At 37.7% G+C, this 22,297-nt stretch carries 17 protein-coding genes; 11 read left to right on the top strand and 6 right to left on the bottom strand.

The features are described from left to right. Positions 1-113: 113 nt before the first annotated feature. Positions 114-908, bottom strand: coding sequence for a hypothetical protein (locus tag LVD51_RS09120; protein ID WP_236970915.1), 795 nt, complete (start codon positions 906-908; stop codon positions 114-116). Between the two features lie 123 nt (positions 909-1,031). On the opposite strand from LVD51_RS09120, the gene LVD51_RS09115 reads away from it, so the two are divergent. Then, on the top strand, positions 1,032-2,513 hold the full coding sequence (locus tag LVD51_RS09115; RefSeq protein WP_236970914.1) for a sodium:solute symporter: 1,482 nt from the start codon (positions 1,032-1,034) through the stop codon (positions 2,511-2,513). 3 nt (positions 2,514-2,516) lie between these two features. Here LVD51_RS09115 and LVD51_RS09110 read toward each other — a convergent pair whose 3' ends face one another. Next, the gene (locus tag LVD51_RS09110; protein ID WP_236970913.1) at positions 2,517-3,338 is read right to left on the bottom strand and encodes a mevalonate kinase family protein; all 822 of its coding nucleotides are present in this window, start codon (positions 3,336-3,338) and stop codon (positions 2,517-2,519) included. A gap of 171 nt (positions 3,339-3,509) precedes the next feature. On the opposite strand from LVD51_RS09110, the gene mfd reads away from it, so the two are divergent. Continuing rightward, entirely contained in the window at positions 3,510-6,914 is a 3,405-nt protein-coding gene (mfd, locus tag LVD51_RS09105; RefSeq protein WP_236970912.1) for a transcription-repair coupling factor, read from the top strand. A 49-nt stretch (positions 6,915-6,963) separates the two neighbouring features. Here the strand turns inward: mfd and LVD51_RS09100 are convergent, their stop codons facing one another. The 3 genes from LVD51_RS09100 to dnaX are packed head-to-tail and all read right to left on the bottom strand — an operon-like array spanning position 6,964 to position 9,563. Next, complete coding sequence (locus LVD51_RS09100; protein ID WP_236970911.1) at positions 6,964-7,686, bottom strand: DUF6962 family protein; 723 nt, start codon at positions 7,684-7,686, stop codon at positions 6,964-6,966. A 48-nt stretch (positions 7,687-7,734) separates the two neighbouring features. Beyond that, a complete protein-coding gene (locus tag LVD51_RS09095) occupies positions 7,735-8,367 on the bottom strand; it encodes a hypothetical protein (protein WP_236970910.1) in 633 nt (210 codons plus the stop codon). 35 nt (positions 8,368-8,402) lie between these two features. Next, positions 8,403-9,563: a DNA polymerase III subunit gamma/tau gene (gene dnaX / locus LVD51_RS09090; protein WP_236970909.1), complete on the bottom strand. Its 1,161-nt coding sequence runs from the start codon at positions 9,561-9,563 to the stop codon at positions 8,403-8,405. 120 nt (positions 9,564-9,683) lie between these two features. Here dnaX and LVD51_RS09085 point away from each other — a divergent pair, with 120 nt between their 5' ends. The 6 genes from LVD51_RS09085 (at position 9,684) to murA (ending at position 16,469) form a co-directional block, all read left to right on the top strand. After that, entirely contained in the window at positions 9,684-10,406 is a 723-nt protein-coding gene (locus tag LVD51_RS09085) for a DUF4412 domain-containing protein (RefSeq protein ID WP_236970908.1), read from the top strand. 32 nt (positions 10,407-10,438) lie between these two features. Then, positions 10,439-11,689: a DUF819 family protein gene (locus LVD51_RS09080; RefSeq protein ID WP_236970907.1), complete on the top strand. Its 1,251-nt coding sequence runs from the start codon at positions 10,439-10,441 to the stop codon at positions 11,687-11,689. A gap of 188 nt (positions 11,690-11,877) precedes the next feature. Then, positions 11,878-12,705 carry a glycogen/starch synthase gene (locus LVD51_RS09075; protein WP_236970906.1) on the top strand — a complete coding sequence of 276 codons (828 nt, stop codon included), beginning with the start codon at positions 11,878-11,880 and terminating at the stop codon, positions 12,703-12,705. A gap of 16 nt (positions 12,706-12,721) precedes the next feature. Continuing rightward, positions 12,722-14,056 carry a DUF4270 domain-containing protein gene (locus LVD51_RS09070; protein WP_236970905.1) on the top strand — a complete coding sequence of 445 codons (1,335 nt, stop codon included), beginning with the start codon at positions 12,722-12,724 and terminating at the stop codon, positions 14,054-14,056. Between the two features lie 20 nt (positions 14,057-14,076). After that, entirely contained in the window at positions 14,077-14,721 is a 645-nt protein-coding gene (locus LVD51_RS09065) for a DUF4290 domain-containing protein (protein ID WP_236970904.1), read from the top strand. 431 nt (positions 14,722-15,152) lie between these two features. Further along, the gene (gene murA / locus LVD51_RS09060; RefSeq protein ID WP_236970903.1) at positions 15,153-16,469 is read left to right on the top strand and encodes a UDP-N-acetylglucosamine 1-carboxyvinyltransferase; all 1,317 of its coding nucleotides are present in this window, start codon (positions 15,153-15,155) and stop codon (positions 16,467-16,469) included. Between the two features lie 9 nt (positions 16,470-16,478). Here the strand turns inward: murA and LVD51_RS09055 are convergent, their stop codons facing one another. Beyond that, positions 16,479-17,453 (bottom strand): polyprenyl synthetase family protein, encoded by a 975-nt coding sequence (locus LVD51_RS09055; protein WP_236970902.1) that lies wholly within the window; start codon positions 17,451-17,453, stop codon positions 16,479-16,481. Between the two features lie 324 nt (positions 17,454-17,777). Between LVD51_RS09055 and LVD51_RS09050 the strand changes: the two genes are divergently transcribed. The 3 genes from LVD51_RS09050 (at position 17,778) to LVD51_RS09040 (ending at position 22,246) form a co-directional block, all read left to right on the top strand. Then, positions 17,778-18,752, top strand: coding sequence for a hypothetical protein (locus LVD51_RS09050; protein ID WP_236970901.1), 975 nt, complete (start codon positions 17,778-17,780; stop codon positions 18,750-18,752). A 119-nt stretch (positions 18,753-18,871) separates the two neighbouring features. Next, positions 18,872-19,582, top strand: a complete 711-nt coding sequence (gene purQ / locus LVD51_RS09045; protein WP_236970900.1) for a phosphoribosylformylglycinamidine synthase subunit PurQ — start codon at positions 18,872-18,874, stop codon at positions 19,580-19,582. 174 nt (positions 19,583-19,756) lie between these two features. Further along, positions 19,757-22,246: a protein-disulfide reductase DsbD family protein gene (locus LVD51_RS09040; protein ID WP_236970899.1), complete on the top strand. Its 2,490-nt coding sequence runs from the start codon at positions 19,757-19,759 to the stop codon at positions 22,244-22,246. Positions 22,247-22,297 lie beyond the last annotated feature (51 nt).

The raw sequence follows: 22,297 nt of genomic DNA, 5'->3' as shown, positions 1-22,297 counted from the left end.
TTTCATCGATGTATTATAGGACTGTAGTATTATAGAAAAAACAGATCGAAAACCATAATCTTATGTCTATTGACTAAGATTATAGGCTTGTTTCGCTAAAATGATTTTATGAATTAATGTCTACGTCCAAATTGAACAGACACATAGAGATTGAGAAAGAAAGGTTTACTAGATTGATCCACCATTAAGGGTACGGAGGAAAAATAGAAATCCATCATTAAGCCGACTTCTGTCGCCAAGATAGTTTTAGAATCTTGTCCCCAATCAAACAATAATCCTCCTTGAGCATGGACTCCAGGCATGACCTTCATTTCGCCTAACCCCTTGCTAAATGAAGACTTCCCAAATATATTTTCTTCATCAAGAAAGGCTTCTCGAATTTCTTCCGAATATTTGATGTCTTTTAATTCTCTATTATAAAAACCTTGTTCTTCTTCGATGATTTGAATATAATAAGGCTTCAACATGCCTAAGGACACACCATATTTATAGGTATATCCGATCTGGACACTTTTTACCGTTGTCTTATCACTCCAATACACTCGTTTACCTTTGGACGCACGAGCTGTAAACAAGGAGTTTTGCTTTCCATAGCTATAATTCTTATAAAATCCTCGACTAATACTCGATTTCAGATTTTGAATACCACTACTCAATTCCTTGGGATGTCTTATTTGTCCTACTTCAAACTGAAAAAAGTCATTGGTGTAATAATTTGGGATAGTACCAAAACTATAGCCAAACTGGAATCCTACAGGAGAAAATTTAACATTCACTTGTCTGGTCTTGGTATATATTTCTTGCTTCGAAGGCTGAACCGGTTTAGGCCACCGAATAGCCTGTGCCGTGGCATCCACATGAATAGCCAATATTATAAAAACACCTAATATTTTAAGCAGCAACTTCATCCAATATACATTTATAGGTTCTTCAATTTAGTTAAAAATGTCTAGAAATTTTAGTTTTTCTTATATTATTTTTTCTGAAAAAGATATTTCTTTCTTATACATTAGCAGGAAATACAACATTTCATGATATCACCTACTGCTGTTTTAATTGTCATTGCAATCTATTTTTCTGTTTTGATTATTATTTCAAGAGTTACTTCCAGAAATTCCGGAAATGATGACTTTTTTATTGGTAACAGACAATCCCCCTGGTATGTTGTGGCTTTTGGGATGATTGGGGCAACTTTATCCGGTGTAACCTTCATAAGTGTACCTGGTTGGGTGGGTGATTCACAATTTTCTTACATCCAAATGGCCATGGGATACATCTTTGGATATATCGTGATAGCCTATGTACTTATGCCAGCCTATTACAAAATGGGACTGACATCGATTTACGGTTATCTCGATCAGCGGTTTGGCAACAGTAGTTACAAAACAGGGGCAGCATATTTCTTATTATCTAGAACCATTGGAGCTTCTTTCCGATTGTTTTTAGTAGCCATAGTTTTACAGCAGTATTTAATGGAACCATTGGGCATACCATTTTGGATAACCGTAGCATTGACTATTATTTTGATATGGGTATATACCTCCAAGGGTGGAATTAAGACTATTATCTGGACAGATACTATCCAAACCCTAAGTATTCTCATTGTTTTAATAGCCACTATAGTTACAATAATCAATTATTTTGATTGGACGTTAATGGATGCATACTCCGCACTTAAAACCAGTGATTACTCACAGGTTTTCTTTTTCGAAGGTGGCTGGTCCGATCCCAATAATTTTTGGAAGCAATTTATCTCAGGTATGTTTATCACTATTGTGATGACTGGTTTGGATCAAGACATGATGCAAAAAAACCTGAGCATCAAAAATATTGGAGATGCTCAGAAAAACATGAACACCTTCAATTTCGTCTTATTCTTCGTCATTATATTATTCCTAGTCATGGGGGCATTTATATATATGTATGCCGAAGCCAATGGCATAGGCATGCCGACCAGAATGGTTGGAGGGGTTGAAGTTCCTTCTACCGATTTACTCTTCCCCACTGTAGCCATGGAACACCTGGGTCCTGTGATAGGGATCTTATTTCTTATCGGATTGATTGCCGCTGCCTACAGTTCTGCTGACTCAGCACTGACTTCATTGACGACTTCATTCTGTATCGATTTTTTAAATTTTGAAAAAATAAATGACTCGGAAGTCGTAAAACTCAAAAAGAGAAAGTATGTCCACATCGCCTTTTCTCTCTTGATATTTATTACCATCCAAATCTTTTGGTGGATCAACAACGAAGCCGTGATCTCTGCACTATTTAAAGTAGCGGGATATACATATGGTCCATTATTGGGGCTATACACCTTTGGGTTTTTCACCAAACGATCGGTGAACGACCGTCTAGTACCCATTATTTGTATTCTTTCACCGGCTTTGAGTTATTTGCTTAACCTCTATTCAGAGTCCTTATTTAACGGATATATATTTGGATTTGAAATCTTGTTGGTGAACGGCTTTATTACCCTAATCGGTTTATTTGCCATTAGCAGCAAAAAATAAATATCAATAAGTAATTTTTAGAAAATATCCACCACCACCGGCTCCCAGCATCTTGATAATGGATCCTGATCGATGAAGTTCGTTCTCCCAAAGATTGGTCATGGTATTGGGTATCCAATCTCTAAACAGCTTGAATTGCAATTCTGAAAAATGGTGTAAATCATTATTTAACCGTTTCTCATAGCCTCCGACCACTCTTTGAATAATGCTATTATTGAGACTGGTCAAGCGCTGGAGACCGCGATCAAAACTAGAATCACTTTGGAGTTTTTCCTGAAAATGATTTATCCAACGATTGGCATTTCTCGTCAAACCAGTATCGATTAACTCAAATTGCCAATGTTCTATGGCTGGTAAAGAATGAGGATAGAGATTGACTTCCCGATCTTGAACCACAATAGGACAATTGTAAAAAATAGGAAGTATATCCACCCCACTACTTTTGCCGTGCATAAAAGATTCCATGTGTTTGCCCAAAGCCTGAACTTCTGCCGTTGTGGCTTTGAAAAATTTCGGAAGCCCATATCGATCCATAACAGCAGCTACCACAGCAGCTGAACTTCCCAAGCCACAGCCCATAGGAATATTGGACTCCAATCCCCAACCTCGATCAAGATCTTCCTTCATCCGAGGAAAATCAAAATACGGTGTCAACTCTTCAAATTGGACGAGGTGATGATAAAATGAAGTCAATTCATTGATGTCCTGACCTCCATCTACCCAAGTAGTATGAAATTGATGATAGGGAATGGCCAAAGCAGCTCCTCCTGTCAAAACGAGGTATTCTCCGAAGAGCAATAATTTGGATGGATATTTTTTTCGCACAATAGCGCGAAGTTAGTTAATTCAGATGATGAAATAGTTAGCTTGTACAAAAGAAGTTCTTCTTTCCACTAGAACTTTGACCATATTTATCTCTCAACCACCCCAACTCAATAATTAAACAATTTACTTACCTTCGCAGTTGTGTTTCCAAAATATAAAGACCTATAATACGTGGAAAATCTAAAACGTTTCCTTGACCAGTTCAGCCAAAATCCCAAAATAGATCAGATCAGTGATTTTATCGAAGGTAGTACAGTGGAAAATATTAAGTTGACTTCCTGTGCTGGAGGAAGTAAGAGTACCATTGTCACTAGCACCTATAGAAAACAAAAAAAACACTCTCTCTTGCTGTGCGGGGACAAGGAAGAGGCCGCATATATATACAACACCATGGAGGCCTTGTTACCGGGCAGCCCAGTTCATTTTTTACCCGATAGCTTTAGACAGCCGCAGAATTTTGCGCGTATCGATCGCAACAATTTATTGCTCAAAACTGAGACGGTCAACAAACTCAGCGCAGCAAGGAATCACGCTCACGTAATCGTCACCTATCCAGAAGCCCTCATTGAAAAAGTCGTAGCTCCCGCAACCCTTGAAAAAAATAAAATCAAGCTAACCATTGATGACGAGATCGATGCAGAACTCATCATCGAAGAATTGGTCACTTACGGCTTCGAACACGTAGATTTTGTCTATGAACCCGGAGAATTTGCCGTCAGAGGGGGTATCGTCGATATATTCACCTATGGCAATGCTTGGCCTTATAGAATCGAATTATTTGATACGACGATTGAGAGTATTAGACTTTTTGACCCCATCTCTCAACTTTCGAAGAAAAAAGTAGAATCGATCTCTATCGTTCCAGATATACAACGCAAGGTAGAACAAGACGATTGGACTTCCTTTTTTGACATGATAAGAAATGATGCCATCATTTGGCATTTCAATTATCCCTTGTTTTGTTCTCGTTTACAGCAAACCTATGATCTGGCGTTAGACTTTAAAAAGGAAATTGTTAAATCGGATTTCTCAGAGGATGTGGTCAGCTATTTTAAAAAAGAAAAATATCTTGAACCCAATTTTATATTAGATCAGATCAATGAATTTCCCGGCATCTATTTTGAAACAGGATTAAAACTAGACATTGAATGTCAACAGACCATAGCATTTGACATTGAACCTCAAAAGAGCTTCAACAAAAATTTCACCTTATTAATCGAAGATTTACAAATCAGGTATTCAAAAGGTTATAGTCTCTATCTGTTCACCGATAGCGAACGACAATCCAGTCGACTGGAAGGCATATTCAAAGATTTGCAAGCAGGAGTACCTGTTCAGACCATCTTGACCGCACTGAATGAGGGTTTTGTAGATCACGAGAGAAAAATGGTTTGCTACACGGATCACGAAATTTTTCAACGATTTCATCAATACAATCTCCGCAAAGGATTCAACAAGAGCAAGGCCATTACTGCAAGGATGCTGAAGGAATTGCAACCCGGAGATTTTGTCACCCACATCGATCATGGAGTGGGAAGATATTCGGGATTAGAGAAAATAGATCTCAATGGTCAAGTACAAGAATCTATTCGAATTCTCTATCGCAACAATGATGTATTATATGTAAGTATTAATAATTTACATAAGATATCAAAATTTTCGGGCAAAGACGGGACAGAACCCTCACTCAATAAATTGGGCACGGATACCTGGACCAAGATGAAGACCAAGACCAAGAAGCAAATTAAAGATATCGCTTCTGAGCTTATCAAACTTTATGCTCGAAGAAAGGCCTCAGAAGGCTTTGCCTGCGCTCCCGATGATTATTTACAACACGAATTGGAGGCCAGTTTCTTTTACGAAGACACCCCTGACCAAGAATCTGCCAGTATTGCTGCCAAAAACGATATGGAACAAAATCACCCCATGGATCGATTGGTTTGTGGAGATGTTGGATTTGGCAAAACAGAAATTGCCATTAGGACGGCATTCAAAGCAGTAGTCAATGGCAAGCAGGTAGCAGTATTGGTGCCTACGACGATATTGGCACTTCAACACTTCAAGACTTTTTCTGCTAGGATGAAGGATTTTGACGTCAAGATAGACTACGTCAATCGATTTAAATCGGCCAAAGAAAAAACCGCTATTTATAAAAAACTGGCGGAAGGACAACTCGATATTGTGATTGGCACCCACGCCATCCTCAATAAAAATATAAAATTTAAAGACCTTGGTTTATTGGTCATCGATGAAGAACAAAAATTTGGGGTAACCGCCAAAGAGAGACTCCGAAACCTCAAAGTCAATGTAGACACTTTGACCCTTACAGCTACCCCTATACCGAGAACCCTTCAATTTTCATTGATGTCGGCTCGGGATCTTTCCATTTTGCGCACTCCTCCACCCAATCGTCAAGCCATACATACCGAGATTAGAATATTCAACAACGATTTGATCAAAGACTCCATCTACTATGAAGTGGATCGCGGAGGCCAGATATTTTTTGTTCACAACAGAGTGAAGAGCCTTATGGAGATGAAGGTCTTGTTGTCCAAACTCTGTCCAGACATTGACATAGCAATAGCTCATGGACAGATGGAAAGTAAAATCCTAGAAGATACCTTGGTCAATTTTATCAATGGACAATACGATTTACTGCTGTGTACCAATATTATCGAAACCGGACTGGATATCCCCAATGCCAATACCATCATCATCAACAATGCCCACCAGTTTGGACTCAGTGATCTTCACCAACTTCGCGGAAGGGTGGGTAGATCCAATAAAAAAGCATATTGCTATCTCTTCTGTCCTCCGCTATCGGTTTTGACATCGGAAGCGAGAAAAAGACTAAAAACCATTGAAGAATTTTCCGATTTGGGCTCTGGTTTCGAGATCGCTATGAGAGATATGGACATCAGAGGAGCTGGGAATCTATTGGGAGCAGAACAGAGTGGGTTTATATCTGAAATAGGATACCAAACCTATCAAAAAATACTTGAAGAATCCATCCAAGAACTGAAAGAAACAGACTTTAAAGAACTCTTCCAAGAAGATCTATTAAAGCAAAAAGAATATGTACGAGATGTAATTATAGAAACCGATATGGATATGTTAATTCCCGATGATTACGTCAACCAAATCAGAGAAAGACTAAGCCTTTATACGGCTCTAGACCATTTGAAAAACGAAAAAGAATTGGATCAATTTAGCAGCGACCTCCAAGATCGATTCGGGAAATTGCCTGTAGAAGTTCAGCAACTTTTTGAAGGATTGAGACTGCGTTGGTTCGCCAAGACACTGGGATTTGAAAGAATCATTCACAAGAACAACATTATGAGATGTTTTTTCCCATCAGAACCCCAGTCCATATACTATGAATCATCGACCTTTAAACATATCATGACAGCGGCCGCCACACAGAGCAAAAAGAAAAAGAAAGTGACGGTAAAACAAGCTAAGAACCACTTATTGTTGGTAGTCAATGACATTGTGAATCTTAAATCAGCCAGAATATTTCTCGAGGAATTAGAAGCCGTGGCCAATCCAAGTCAAAAAGCAGCCCTTCCTCAATAAACCGCAATGGACAATGATTATTTAGTCAAGCCCAATATTGAATTTGATATTACACAAAGGGAGATGGTTGCAACATTTTACTAGCAGATTTATAGAGAAAATAAATGCCCAAATACATGAAAATATGAGACATATCTACGTGGTTAAACCAAATACTAATCCCCCACTGGGCTGCGAAAAAAACTGAAGCTAAAAAGGTGGCGAACACGGACAGCATCAGCTGAATATGAATACTTCGAGCAATATCGGATCGATACCCCTGAATACTAATGCCCAATACGTATATCAACATAGCAAACCCAGAATGAATGGCCACATATAAAAACTTTATATTCGCAGCTGTCATATAGGCTACAGCCATGGTTTCAAGGATTAATACCACCAACATAATATTGTACACTGAATCCGGCAAAATATTCTTATTGAATCTAAGTACAATATAGGCCAAAATACTAGATGCCAACATGCTTAAATACCATCCGGGCAACTTCCACAATTCATCAAAAGCATACATAAAACCGTGGGTAATAATACCTCCGAGCAAAGTAGACCATCCCATTAACATAAAATATGACCGCCATAAGGAATAACTTGAATCTCCAGTATTAGTGGACGAAAGTCGAACATATATATAGAAACAATAAGCCGCAACAACAATATTGGTCAGCGTAGTCACCGGTTGTTCCACCAACAATGACCCTAAATATATCGACGGTTGTTCTGCGAAGAATACAAGAGAAGTGAGAACATTAATCAAAGCAAAGAATGACATAATTTAATTTCGAGTTTTTTGGGTAATCATTTAATATGCCATTAAGCTTTAGTCGTTATCAACTTTAAGATTCAATTTTTGGACTAATTTTGCCAAAGTAGAATTTTTAGCTAGCAATGCATTGTATTTATCTTGGGTAGTAATCAAGCTTACCTCGTGCACAGTAGATGCCGCGGATGTAGAATCTATTTCAAATTCAATTTCCAAAATATGGGGACTGGCCGTCGATCGAATTTCTTCAAACAAATCCCTTTGTTCCACTATCGATGATCGAGCCAATTGCGAAGTAACCACGACCTTTAAGTTCATATCATTAAAGATCAATTTGGCATCTTTCATAAAAACAGAAAGCGAGGGCGAAGGATGATTTTCTCTAAAGTTTTTCCAGACCTCTATCACTTTTTTCTGTAATACTTCGGCGTCTAAATCCTTCTCTTTTTGATTGGCCTCTTTTTCAAGGTCGGCTTTTAGAGCACTTAAATTGCCCAATTGTGGCAATTTCTTTTTGGATTTACTTTTAGACGAAGTACTTGGTTTTGTTTGATTGTCCCCAGAAGGAGGTTGTCTTTGAGGAGTTTCACGCTCTGGTTTTTTATCGGCATTGGCCCTATTCTGAGCTGGTGTAGTAGACGGAGTTGTTTCCCGATCACCAGAGTAGCTTGGTCTATTTTCTTGGGTCACATTATCAGTATTTTCAACAGGTGTTGGAGTACTGGCTAACTGACTGGATTTAATTTTTTTTTTACTTCAACCCCATCTGATTGTTCTGTTTGAAGAGAATGTTTATTATTGAAATAAGCCATTTTCATTAAACAAACTTCCACGTGCAATCGCTGATTTTGAGCGTGTCGATAATCGACGTCACAGGCATTGGCCAAATCTAATAGTGTCAACACAAAATCGCGAGGAGCCACCTGAGCTTGGGCTTCGTATTTGGCCTTCAATTCTGGGCCAACTTCGACCAATGAAGAAGTGGAGTTCAATTGTATCATTAACAATTGTCTAAGGTGTTCCTGCAAGCCCATCAAAAATACGTGGGGATCAAAACCTCGTTGTACGATGGTATCGAACAAGATATATGTGGCAGCTAAATCTCCGAGGATCAACTGATCAATTACTTGAAAATAATAATCGTGATCCAATATATTTAACTGACTAATGACAGCTTCATAAGTCAGATTGCCATCGGCAAAAGACACAATACGATCAAATATAGACAGAGCGTCACGCAAAGCTCCATCGGCCTTAACGGCTATTGTATTTAGCGCTTCTACTTCAAAGGACAAACCTTCACTATTGCATATTTTTTCCAAATGACTTACTATATCAGCTATCTGAATACGCTTAAAATCATAGATTTGACAACGCGAGAGAATGGTTGGCAATATTTTATGCTTCTCCGTAGTGGCCAAGATAAATATAGCATATGAGGGAGGCTCTTCCAAGGTCTTCAAAAAGGCATTGAAGGCACTCTGAGACAACATGTGCACCTCATCTATAATATACAATTTATACTTGCCATCGCCAGGGGGTACTCGGACTTGTTCTATTAAGTTTCGAATATTGTCCACTGAATTATTTGAAGCCGCATCCAATTCAATGATATTCATTGAATGGTTTTTTTGAAAAGACACACAGGGCTCACACTGACCACAGGGCTCTACATTGGGCAATATATTTTGACAATTTATGGTCTGAGCAAGAATCCGAGCAGCTGTAGTTTTACCTACACCTCGAGGACCACAAAACAAAAAGGCATGAGCCAACTTCTCTTGTTTGATAGCATTCTTCAAAGTTTGAGTAATATGGCCTTGCCCTACAACATCCTCAAATTGCAGTGGTCTATACTTTCTAGCGGAAACAATAAATTTATTCATAATATATCACGCAAAGATAATTAAATTCCTGTTACTATAAATTTGATTTGGAATTGAAAGCTAAACAAATTATCGCATTCAAAAAAAAAATATATCTTGAGGTATCAAAATCATAAACTCATGACAGGATTCAAACTTAAAAACTTATTTACCCTTCTATTTATTGGAATATCAACCCTAGTTTTTTCCCAAAAATCATTTGACGAAGCCACCTTACAGTGGGCCGTCACCAAGTCAAATGCCACCACTGACCAAGGAGCACAAGCAGTAGAAATGATTAAAGATTTGGAAGTAAAATGGACTTTCGATGAAAATAATTTAGCCGGGTCAATGAACATGGGAAGCATGATGACGACAAAATATTTTTTAAATAAAGAGGAGGATTACAGAAAAATATACATGGTGATGATGGGGCAAAAATACCAGGCCAACCTAGACCCTGAACAGTTTGAAAGAATAGCCGCTGGCATGCAGAGTTTCTCCGATCAATCATTCGAATTAGACCCCAGTGATACCAAAAAAATTCTGGGATACGACTGTCAGGCCGTAGTAGGAAAAATATCTCAAAATGGTCAGCACGGAGATCTCAAAGTATATGTAACCAATGACATTGAATTTAAGGGTTCGCTTTCCCAATTTATTTCGACCGACATCATAGACAAAGACGGAAATACTATAAAGGGATTTCCTCTAAGTGTAGAAACGATTTTTCCCGGTTTTGGCTACACTTTACAAATTATAGAGTTAAAAAACAATATCGACAGAGAAATGCTTAAGGAACCGAAATCATCGGAATATAAAACGATGAATCCATCGATGTTAAAACAACTCACAGGACAATAAAATAAATTACCCCAAAACAGAACAAAGAGCAGATGAAGGCCATATTCACCAACGATGCAATTGTATTGGGCATATTAATTACTGTCTTAGCTTTGGTATTTTACACATCTAATTTAAAACACCGGGGATGGACCAGATTTTATTCCATATTTCCCCCACTACTCTTGTGTTATTTTGTCCCCGCCATTATGGTTTGGCCTTTGGGACTGATTAGTGATGAAGATTCCAGTCTATACTATATGAGTTCGCGTTATTTATTACCTGCGGCGTTAATTTTGCTCTGCCTCAACATCGACTTCAAGGGTTTAATTAATCTCGGGCCAAAAGCATTGATCATGTTTTTTACGGCTACTATAGGTATTGTTATTGGAGGACCATTGGCCATTCTGGTATTGCATTACATTTCCCCCAATTTAATAAGTATCTCACCAGATGAATTATGGAGAGGAATGTCGACCATTGCAGGAAGTTGGATAGGTGGAGGAGCCAATCAAACAGCGATGAAGGAAATCTATGACGTCAGCGATACCGTGTTTAGTTCAATGGTGGTAGTCGATATAATAGTTGCCAATATATGGATGGCCGTTCTCCTGTACGGGGCGGGCATTTCCAAAAAAATCGATGTTTGGCTCCAAGCAGATGCTTCAGCTATTACTGCCTTGAGAGACAAACTCGACCAATATAGGACATCCATAGAAAAGGTGCCGACAACTGCGGAAATTTTCGCCTTACTAGCCGTCGCTTTTGGCGGAGTGGCAATAGCCCATGCGGGTTCGGACCTCATACTACCTTGGATGGAAAATCACAGAGAATGGTATGCCGCCCACAATCTTCACTCCTTGATTTCTGGTTTTTTCTGGTTAATTGTCATTGCCACGACCTTGGGTCTGGGACTATCTTTTACAAAATTCAGGAAACTAGAAGGATTGGGTGCTTCAAAATGGGGCTCTGTGTTTATATATATATTGGTAGCAACCATAGGTATGAAAATGGATTTTCAAGAAATATTAGCCAATCCCAGTTTATTCCTTTTAGGAGCCATTTGGATGTTGACCCATATTATTTTACTCTTAATAGTAGCTAAAATCATAAAAGCGCCATTTTTTTTCGTCGCTGTTGGATCCCAAGCCAATGTTGGAGGGGCAGCATCTGCACCTGTGGTCGCCAGTGCCTTCAGCCCTTCGCTCTCTGCAGTAGGGGTCATAATGGCTGTAATGGGTTATGCCTTGGGGACTTATTTCGCAATTGTTTGCGCCCTTTTAATGCAAGCAGTGAGCACATAATCAAGAAAACAGGTAGTCCTATTATTCCTAAAGTTTACGATCTATAGATGGCAATAATAGTGGAAATAAGGGCATTCTAGAATTGAAAAAGACGACCAATGTACTAAAAATCCACTAATAATAAAATACTAGCTAAATTTTTTGTATTTTTGCAACCGCTTTAAGTTATTTGATAAAAAGACGGGATAATGAGTAAGAAAAAAGTCTTGATCGTTACTCAGGAAATGGAGCCTTATACAAATCTGAGTATTGTTTCAAAAATTGTACGACAACTACCTTCATACATACAGAAAAATGGGATGGATATTCGAATCTTGATGCCAAGATTTGGAACCATTAATGAACGCAGGCATCGATTGCATGAAGTTGTTCGTTTGTCTGGTATGAATATTATTGTGGATGAAGATGATTATCCACTAATAATTAAAGTAGCCTCATTACCTGGAGCTAGACTACAAGTCTACTTTTTAGATAATGATGAATTTTTCCGAAGGAAAATGATCTTTGAAGATAAAGAGGGGAAACCTTTTATTGACAATGCAGAAAGAATGGTATTCTTCTGTAAAGGGGTAATGGAAACCGTTCGAAAGTTTGGTTGGCCACCGGATATTATTCACTGCCACGGCTGGATGACAAGTTTGGTACCACTTTACCTTAAAAAGGCATATAAAAACGACCCTATATTTAGAAACTCAAAGATAGTGTATTCAATATACAACAGTCCGTTTGAGAAGAATTTGGAAGATCGATTCATGGAAAAAGCTTCGATCAACAACTTGGATGAAGGAGATTTAGAAGCCTATGTCAATGGTCAAGGTCTAAACTTACATCATGGGGCATTGACTTTTGCCGATGCGACCATATTAGGGAAACCCGAACTCAAAGATGAACTTTCAGATTTATTCGATGACAAAAATCGTCCCATATTTCTTCCAGAATCGGAAGTAGTAGAGGAAGTACTTTCGGAATACATGGTATTTTATAAGAAATTATTTGAAGAAGAAACGCCTGAATAAGGTTCTAAATTCCTTTATGAAGACATTCAATATTTTTTTGGCCTTTATAGGCTTGGTATTTTGTATTTCTTGTACAAAATTTGAAGATGTAGGTTCTGATTTAGTTAGTGATGGTCAATTTACTATTGTTACTGACACTTCATTATCTGTATCTTATCAAAATGTAGAGCGAGATTCGTTCTTGGCCTTCCAAATCGATTCGGGTACCTTCACTCCGACTCAGCATATGGTCGCTCTTTTTGACGATCCTATCTTTGGAAACACCAAATATGTGATGAACTCGCAATTGGAATTGGCCTTAACTAGCTATAATTTTGAAGGCGCTGAATTTGATTCTGCCTTCTTTTATCTCGCTTATGATACCACTTTCACCCCTTATGGCAACTATAATCAAACACAGACTATTGATATATATGAAATAGACAGTGATTTGCCAAATACTATATACACCTCTGATCAACATCCATATAAAAATGAATTATTGGGTAGTCTAACTTTTATTCCAGCTCCCAATACCTATATTGAAATAGATTCTACGACGTCATTAGATCCACATATTAAAATACCACTGAACTCCACTTTTGGTGAAAAAATATTGTCATTGGACAGTGCTACGACATCAAATGTTATCGACTTTACCGATGCTTTCAATGGTTTAGCTATTGTTCCAAGAGAAGGAAGCTTTGATGGTGCTATTAAATTTGATATCTCTTACTCCATTAGCGGTATAAATATCTATTATCGTCAGGATGATACTACAAAGCTTGCAACGATGCAATTTAGCAACAGAGTGCCTCACTTCAATACTGTAAGTCATGATCTTACTGGGTCTATAGCAGAGGACATCATTACTAACGATGTGGACAATCCCGAATATCTACTATTACAGCCGGGTAATTTAGGCGTAAAAATGACATTCGACGATTTATCCACTCTACAAGGTAAAATCATAAATAATGCAGAATTGGTTTGGGAAATAGCCGGACATCCGCAAGATGATACCGCTACTTACGACATGCCGTTTGACGTTTTTATGACCACCAATGATAACTTTGGCTCAAGGACTTATATCTCTGATATTACCAACTATTTGTCCGATAGTCAATATCGATTGTTCTTTGTAGGACTATTTCAAGAAAACACAGAGAATACAGGAGCTAAGCTATCCTATTACATGAATATTACCGATCAAATGCAGCGTATTGTGGACGGTATTGATGAAAATCAATTATTTATTGTCAATACACCACAAGATGTCAACCGCATTCGTCGTTCTGTTATATATGGTCCAGGGATTAGTGATGCAAAATTGCGACCTAAAATTAAAATCTCTTACAGTACCATTAATTAATTTTCCAATCTAATTTACAGATGTATAATTTTCAATACAATACCATTAATCAGGCCATTAGGATACCTGAATATGGACGACATGTACAAAATCTTATTGACTACGCCACAGAGATCGAAGATCGAGAAGAAAGACAAAAGGTAGCAGAGCGCATAATAAAAATTATCATCGCTCTTTCCAATGATTCCAAGAGCAATAACGATTATATCCACAAAGCTTGGAAACACTTGTTTTACATGTCGGAGAACAAATTAGATGTAGATTTACCAGAAGGTATTGAAATCGGCAACACCCAAGACCTGTTTACTCACGAGACTCTGGACTATCCTCAAATGGATATCAATTTCAAACACTATGGTCAAAATGTACAACGAATGTTGGACAAAGCCATAAAAATGGAAAATCCAGAACACAAGGCCGAGTATGTCAATCTAATAGGTTCATATATGAAAATGGCTTATAAGACATGGCATAAGGAACAGTTTGTAAACGATGAGATTATAAAAAACGATATCCAAGCCATTACTCGTGGTAAGTTAGCCGATGTATTGTCCAATACCAATTTCGATGCATTGACTTATAAGAAGAAAACTCCGACCAGACCCCAACATGGCTCTTCAAAAAATCGCAACAACCAAAATAATAGACGACGTAGAAAATACTAGTCCTTTTGGTTTTTTCTGATTTTTTATCTCGATTTAGGTTTTTCATTTTCAAATACTGTGGAGTAATACATCTATTTACACCTCAATAGTGAATCTGTCATTCGTGTACCATTTCTACTAATATTATAAGGAAGATTACCGAAATGCAATTATCCCAACCTTCATGGGTTTGTCGTAAATTATAAGAACTGAAATACATTTGGTATAATAAAGCTCCAATAAACAGGTAATTACATTGTTACAGCCTATTATCAGTATCGCATTACAGCAATAATTTAAGAGTACCTTCACTACAGCCAAGTGGTATCCGATGTAAAATTTTAATAAAATATAATATCTTTACTTTCATTTTATATTATATTTTATCTTAATTAGTAGCAGATTGAAAAGAGGGCAATTTCTCTTTTCCCAGAAGAAATAAATACAATTACATGCAACCCGAATCTTTTATTGTTCAAGGCGGTCATACACTTTCAGGCACTATAACACCACAAGGTGCAAAAAACGAAGTATTACAAATCCTAAGTGGGGTTTTAATGACGAGTGATAAAGTGACTATTTCAAATATTCCTCAAATAGTTGATGTCAAAAAAATGATATCCCTACTCAAAGGGTTGGGTGTAAAGATTGAAAAACTGTCCGATCACAAAATATCATTTCAAGCCGACGATTTAAATTTAGACTATTTGTTTAGTCCCGATTATTTTGAAGATGCCAGACGGATTCGAGGTTCGGTATTATTGATAGGACCACTTTTATCACGGTTTAAAAAAGCATATATACCCAAACCAGGTGGGGACAAGATTGGGCGAAGAAGAATAGATACCCATTTGAATGGCTTCCTCAAATTGGGTGCTACCGTCGAATACGACGATGTCCAAGACAGCTATTTCTTGTCGGGACAAAAGCTTAAGGGCAATGATTTATTAATGGATGAGATATCGGTAACTGGTACCGCAAACCTAGTAATGGCAGCTTCGTTGACACCTGGAAAAACCACGATTTACAACGCAGCATGCGAACCATACGTACAACAGTTATGTAAAATGTTGGTTAGGATGGGTGCAAACATTCAAGGCATTGGATCCAACCTACTAACTATTCAAGGTGTAGATGAATTATCTGGTACCGATCATGAAATTTTACCTGACATGATTGAGATTGGTAGTTTCATAGGAATGGCGGCCATGACACAATCAGATATAGAAATAGCAGGAATCAATCCACATCAATTGGGTATTATTCCTCAAACCTTTGAACGAATCGGCATCCAATTGGAAATTGAAAATGATATCTTGAAAGTATACGGTAGTCAGCCCTATGAAATTCAAAATTTCATAGATGGATCCATCCTCACCATCTACGACAGTCCATGGCCGGGATTCACCCCTGATTTAATGAGTATTATATTGGTGGTAGCCACTCAAGCCAAAGGCAGTGTCCTTATCCATCAAAAGATGTTTGAAAGCAGACTATTCTTTGTAGACAAACTTATCGATATGGGAGCTCAAATCATCCTTTGTGATCCTCATAGAGCAACCGTTATAGGCTTAAATAGAGCGAACCAACTCAAAGGCATAGAAATGAGTTCTCCAGACATCAGGGCAGGAGTATCGCTTCTCATCGCAGCTCTTTCCGCTCAGGGAGAAAGTATCATCCACAATATTCAACAAATAGACCGAGGATACCAGCATATAGATACAAGGTTGAATCGTCTCGGAGCCAAAATAGAGAGAGTCGTTTTATAGCTAAAAAGTCTATAATTTACGGGAGCCAACAAAGTCAGCCAATTGTTCTAAGGAAGATTTGGCTGGATTGTCTTTTATGACAGATAAAGCATTCTTGGCTTTATCCAGACACTCATACATTATTTTTTCAGTGTATTCAATGCCTCCATTATCCAAGACGCATTGTATAATATAATTGACTTGAGATTTCTTTTTCTTTCTCTTTTTAAGAAGCCGAAGAATCTTCCTTTTCTCCCTAGTATCAACCTGTTTTAATGCATGTAATAGAGGAAGAGTAATCTTCTTTTCTTGGATATCATTGCCCGTGGGCTTACCAATTTTATTATTGCCGTAATCGAAAAGATCGTCTTTCATCTGAAAGCCAATCCCTATCCAATGCCCATATTGATACAGCGCTTCTATTTCTTCTTCGTCTTCGGTGACGGATTCAGCTCCAGCTTTACAGGCGGAGGCAATTAGTGAGGCAGTTTTGCGCTCGATAATATCAAAATACTCAGGTTCTGTAATATCGAGTTTCCTGGTCTTTTCTATTTGCATTAGTTCTCCTTCACTCATCAGTCGAACTGCGTTAGATACCGTTTCCAGTATATTGTAGTCCTTGTTCTCTACAGCCAACAACAAGCCTTTGGACAACAAGTAATCGCCGATTAGGACAGCTGCCTTCTTTTTCCAAAGTGCAAACACACTAAAAAATCCTCTTCTTTCCAGGGCATCGTCCACTACATCATCGTGTACCAAGGTAGCCGTATGCAACAACTCAACCAAACTAGCAGCTCTATAGGTTTTAGGAGAAATATCCCCCAAAGCACGTGCGCTGAGCAGCACCATCAAAGGCCTGACTTGCTTGCCTTTGTGTTTGGTTAAAAAATGAGTTATGCGATTTAATAAAGGTACTTTACTGCGCATGGAATCGCGAAAAATGTCCTCAAAGATTTGCAATTCAATCTTAACTGGAATTTTAATATCGTCTAATGGTTTTGCCATATTTTATTCTAAAAGATCTTGCAAGATAGAAAAATTAAAATAGTCTTTCACTCGAATATTATACACATAATCAAAATAAATCCCATGGATTTAATTACTTTTGTTTTAGCCCTAAGAAGACCTATTATTAAAACGCCATATTAGTCTATTGAATATCATCATTTTTGACTGCAGTGAATTGATAATTTGGATAGCCCTAGGGAGGTTACGAGCATAGTTTTGAATATAGTTAATAAATGTATTGTATTATAACTATATATACAATGTTATTAAAGCACTTTCAAAAAATTTAAAACCAAGTACTTTAAACTTTAAATTTAAAATTTGCTACAATTTTTTCGAGAAAATAGAATCTTCAATTATGTCTTTGTTCTAATTTACTTGATCGGCATACGGCTTTTTACCTTTTTTGAAGCTTATGGCCCTCTTGTAGACCAGGACTCTGCAGCCTTTTACTTAATCGGTGAAATTAATGGATTGTCCCCGTGGTTGTATAAATCAATTTCTATTTTGCTGTTATTCTACCACATAGCCTATATCAATCGACTGGTAGGGATCAACAAATTGGCCATTGGAAATTCTCTCTTTCCCGGTATTTTCTACATTCTATTGATATCGATTTTCCCCGACATTCATCCTTTGAGTTCGGTCTTAATCGGCAATACTTTTTTAATTATTGCCATATTCAATTTATTCCAAATCATCCATAGAAATCAACGTTCAAAACGGATGTTTAACACGGGTTTCTTTATCTGCTTAGCTGGATTTTGCAACATAGAATTTCTTTGGTTTTTTCCATTCTTCATACTCGCAGCCAACAGTTTAGTGGCCATTAAGAATAAAGATATTTTATTGTATGTCATCGGATTGATGCTCCCCATCTACTTTGTACTATCGTATTTGTTGTTAAAGGGAGAATTAACTGAATTTTTTCAGGACTTTATCCTACAATTGAAATATTTTAAATACCCATTTGTATTCGCTAATTACGGCATTGTAAAAGTGGGCTGTTTGGGTCTACTTACCTTATTTATCTTTATTTCCTTTAATAATCTGGTGAATCGAACCAATATATTTGTGCGAAATAAGCTCAACTTTATTTTCTATGTATTGACTTTTGGATGGATAGTATTCGCTTTAGCAGGAAGTGTTACGCTACAGGATACCATGGTGTTGACCATACCATTATCCATATTGTTGGGCACCTATTTTCTACAAATCAACAGACACAACATCTCTGAAAGCTTTCACTTTCTCTTGCTCTTAATCGCCCTAATGTTTCAATATTTCCTAGTATAATTATTCCCACTTGGATTGAATTTCATCTGATGAATATCGAGAATAGTCCTTGAATACAGAGACAAATTATTCGGTAATTCATGAACTTAATACTACCTTTGTAAAAAATTATAGATCATATGAAATTTGGTGTAATCGTTTTCCCAGGGTCGAATTGTGATGATGATATGGTGCATATCATTGGGCAGGTTTTCAATCAAAAAGTTGAAAAAATATGGCATAAGGAAACAGAACTTCCCAATTTTACTACCGAGGATTGTATTATTGTGCCTGGAGGTTTTTCTTATGGCGACTATTTGAGAAGTGGAGCTATTGCAAGATTTTCACCCATCATGAATGCCGTCATCGAACACGGTAACAACGGAGGATTGATATTCGGTATTTGTAACGGTTTCCAGATATTGTGTGAAGCTGGCTTGTTGCCCGGTGCTTTGTTGAAAAATAATCAACAAAAATATATTTCTAAAAACATTGTACTTCGGGTAGAAACCAATAAACGAAGATTGACTCAATATTGTCAAACCAATGATTTATTGACCATGCCTGTGGCTCATGGAGACGGAAGATATTATTGTGATGCCGAAACTCTGCAGTCTTTGAAAGACAACGATCAAATATTGTTTCGATACAGTAACTCACAGGGAGAAACTACTGAAACTGAGAACATCAATGGCAGTATCGAAAATATTGCTGGGATCTGCAATAAAGCCGGGAATATATTTGGGATGATGCCACACCCTGAAAGAGCTTCAGAACAAACCGTCGGTTTAACAGATGGACAACAATTGTTTATGAGCCTTATGGAATTAAAACTCGAAACTGCAGTTTAGTCTCCACTAAAACATAAAACACCTTCCACATACCTTGTTTTTAACGCTATTTTTTAGATTTAAAAACAAAGTCATTAATCTACCGTTAAACTCTGATAGTCTGAGCTTTTAATCAATGTAGATTGATTAATTTTGCTATTGATTTTCATCAGACATCCATATATTGATATCACTATGCGAATTATAATCTGTTGTATTCTCCTTTATTGTCATTCTTCCTTATATAGCCAGATTTTGGAACCCGTCAAATGGTCCACAGAGGCCACTCAAATTTCGGAAACGGAATGGGATCTTATATTTACTGCAGATATTGATAACGGTTGGTATGTGTACAGTCAATTTTTAGACGAAGGCGGACCTATACCTACTACCATTCATTACGACACAGACAAAGGTTATTCCCTCATAGGACAAAGTGAAGAAAGTGGGCACGAAAAAAGTGGGCACGATGCTATGTTCGACATGGATGTGACCAAATTTAGTGACAATATGATGATCGTTCAACGAATATCCATAGAAGAAGGATTGTCTACCCTATCGGGACAATTGGAGTATATGACATGTGACGATGCCAGATGTCTCCCTCCTACTATCGTTGAATTTTCATTCAATCTAGATTCTGAACCTTCTCTTACTACAGATGAGAGTAGTCTTTCAGACACAGAAGATGATATTAAAATACCAGCCAAATGGACGGGGAAATATACACAACTAGACAATGGACAAATCGAATTGACCTTTACCGGAAGTATTGATGAAGGTTGGTATGTCTATTCGAGAAACCTGAGGGACGACGCCGGCCCAGTACCAGCCACAATAACCTATGAAAGTGAAGACCTTCGAATAATAGAAGAAAAAGAAAGTGGCCCTAATATAAAAACTGAGCACGATGAAATATTTGAAACCGAGGTAACCAAGGTATTTGATGAAATGGTATTGACCGATATAATTTCTATCCCAGCTAATACCAAATCTATTAAGGGAATCCTCGAATATATGAGTTGCTCCAATACCGAATGTGTATTCCCTCCACCTGTTTCCTTTGTAATCGATGTGGAAAAACAAATGCTTACGATAATAGATGCCAACGGATCTGACTCAGATTTAACGGCCTCTTCTAAAGAAAGTCAGGGAGCCTTAATGGCATACTACAATCTCGACCCAACCATCATGGACGATACCGATATTGAGAATTGTTCATACAGTCAAGGTAGTAACGATGAACCATTATCAAAATCTGGGAATGGTAAAATCTTCTTTCTGGGATTCATCGGTGGACTTATCGCATTGTTAACTCCATGTGTATTTCCCATGATTCCCCTAACCGTGAGTTATTTTACAAAAACCAATTCATCCAAAGCAGTAGGGATACAGAGAGCGACCATGTATGGCGGATTTATCTTTTTGATTTACCTTCTATTAAGTCTTCCATTTCATTTTATAGACAGCATTAATCCCGATATCCTCAATAATATTTCAACCAATGTAGTTTTAAATATTGTTTTCTTTATTGTATTCATTTTGTTTGCTTTTTCATTTTTCGGCTATTATGAATTGACGCTACCATCGTCATGGTCCAATAAAGTAAGTCAAGCGGAAGGCATTGGCGGAGGTGTTGGAATATTCTTTATGGCCTTAACCTTGGCATTGGTATCCTTTTCATGTACAGGACCTATCTTGGGTTCACTGTTGGCTGGATCGCTAAGCTCCAACGGAGGTGCTATGCAATTGACGGCTGGAATGTCTGGCTTTGGTTTGGCATTGGCTCTGCCCTTTGGACTATTTGCCGCCTTCCCTGCAGTACTAGCCAAACTCCCCAAATCGGGATCATGGATGACTACGGTAAAAGTAATTATGGGTTTCTTAGAATTGGCTTTGGCCTTTAAATTTTTATCCAATGCCGATCTGGTCAAACATTGGGGATTATTGAAAATAGAAATCTTCCTCGTTATTTGGATTGTCCTTGCCATTGGATTGGCATTGTACTTATTGGGAGTATTTAGATTCCCACATGACGCCAAAGTGGCCAATGTCGGAAGACCTAGAAAAATATTGGGAATTCTTTCCCTAGTTATTGCAGCCTATCTCCTCAGTGGTTTTAGATACAATGAAAATACACAGACCTTTACTTCGCTAAAGCTCTTAAGTGGTATAGCTCCTCCTGTAGGGTATAGTTTACTCCACCCCAATGAATGTCCCAATAATATCAATTGCTTTAAAGACTTGGAGGCTGGAATGAAATATGCCAAAGAAAACAACCTTCCTGTGATGTTGGATTTCACTGGCTATGCCTGTGTCAATTGTCGTAAGATGGAAGAACACGTTTGGCCGGATGCAAAAATCACCTCGATTTTACAAGATGAATTTGTACTGATTTCTCTATATGTAGACGACAGAACGCCATTGACTGAGGAAGAAATGGTAAGTCTACCCAAACACAACGGCGGAGAAAGAACGCTTAAAACCGTAGGAGATAAATGGCAATTCTTTCAGACTGAGTTTTTCAAAAACAATTCACAACCTTTCTATGTATTGATGGACAACGAAGGTCAGTTGTTAAACAAACCAGTTGGCTATACCCCTGCAATCGATGAGTTCCAGTATTTTCTAGAATGTGGTTTACAAAACCATCAAAGTAAAGTACCGTCATTGGGCTTGCAATAGGATTAGCCTCCGAGATAAAATTTAAGAAGGATTGGCAGCGCTATAGATCAA

Source organism: Membranihabitans marinus (assembly GCF_021729155.1).
Taxonomy (GTDB): Bacteria; Bacteroidota; Bacteroidia; order Chitinophagales; family Saprospiraceae; genus Membranihabitans; species Membranihabitans marinus.
Note: the sequence above shows the minus strand (reverse complement) of the source record. Positions and strands in the feature narration are given on the sequence as shown.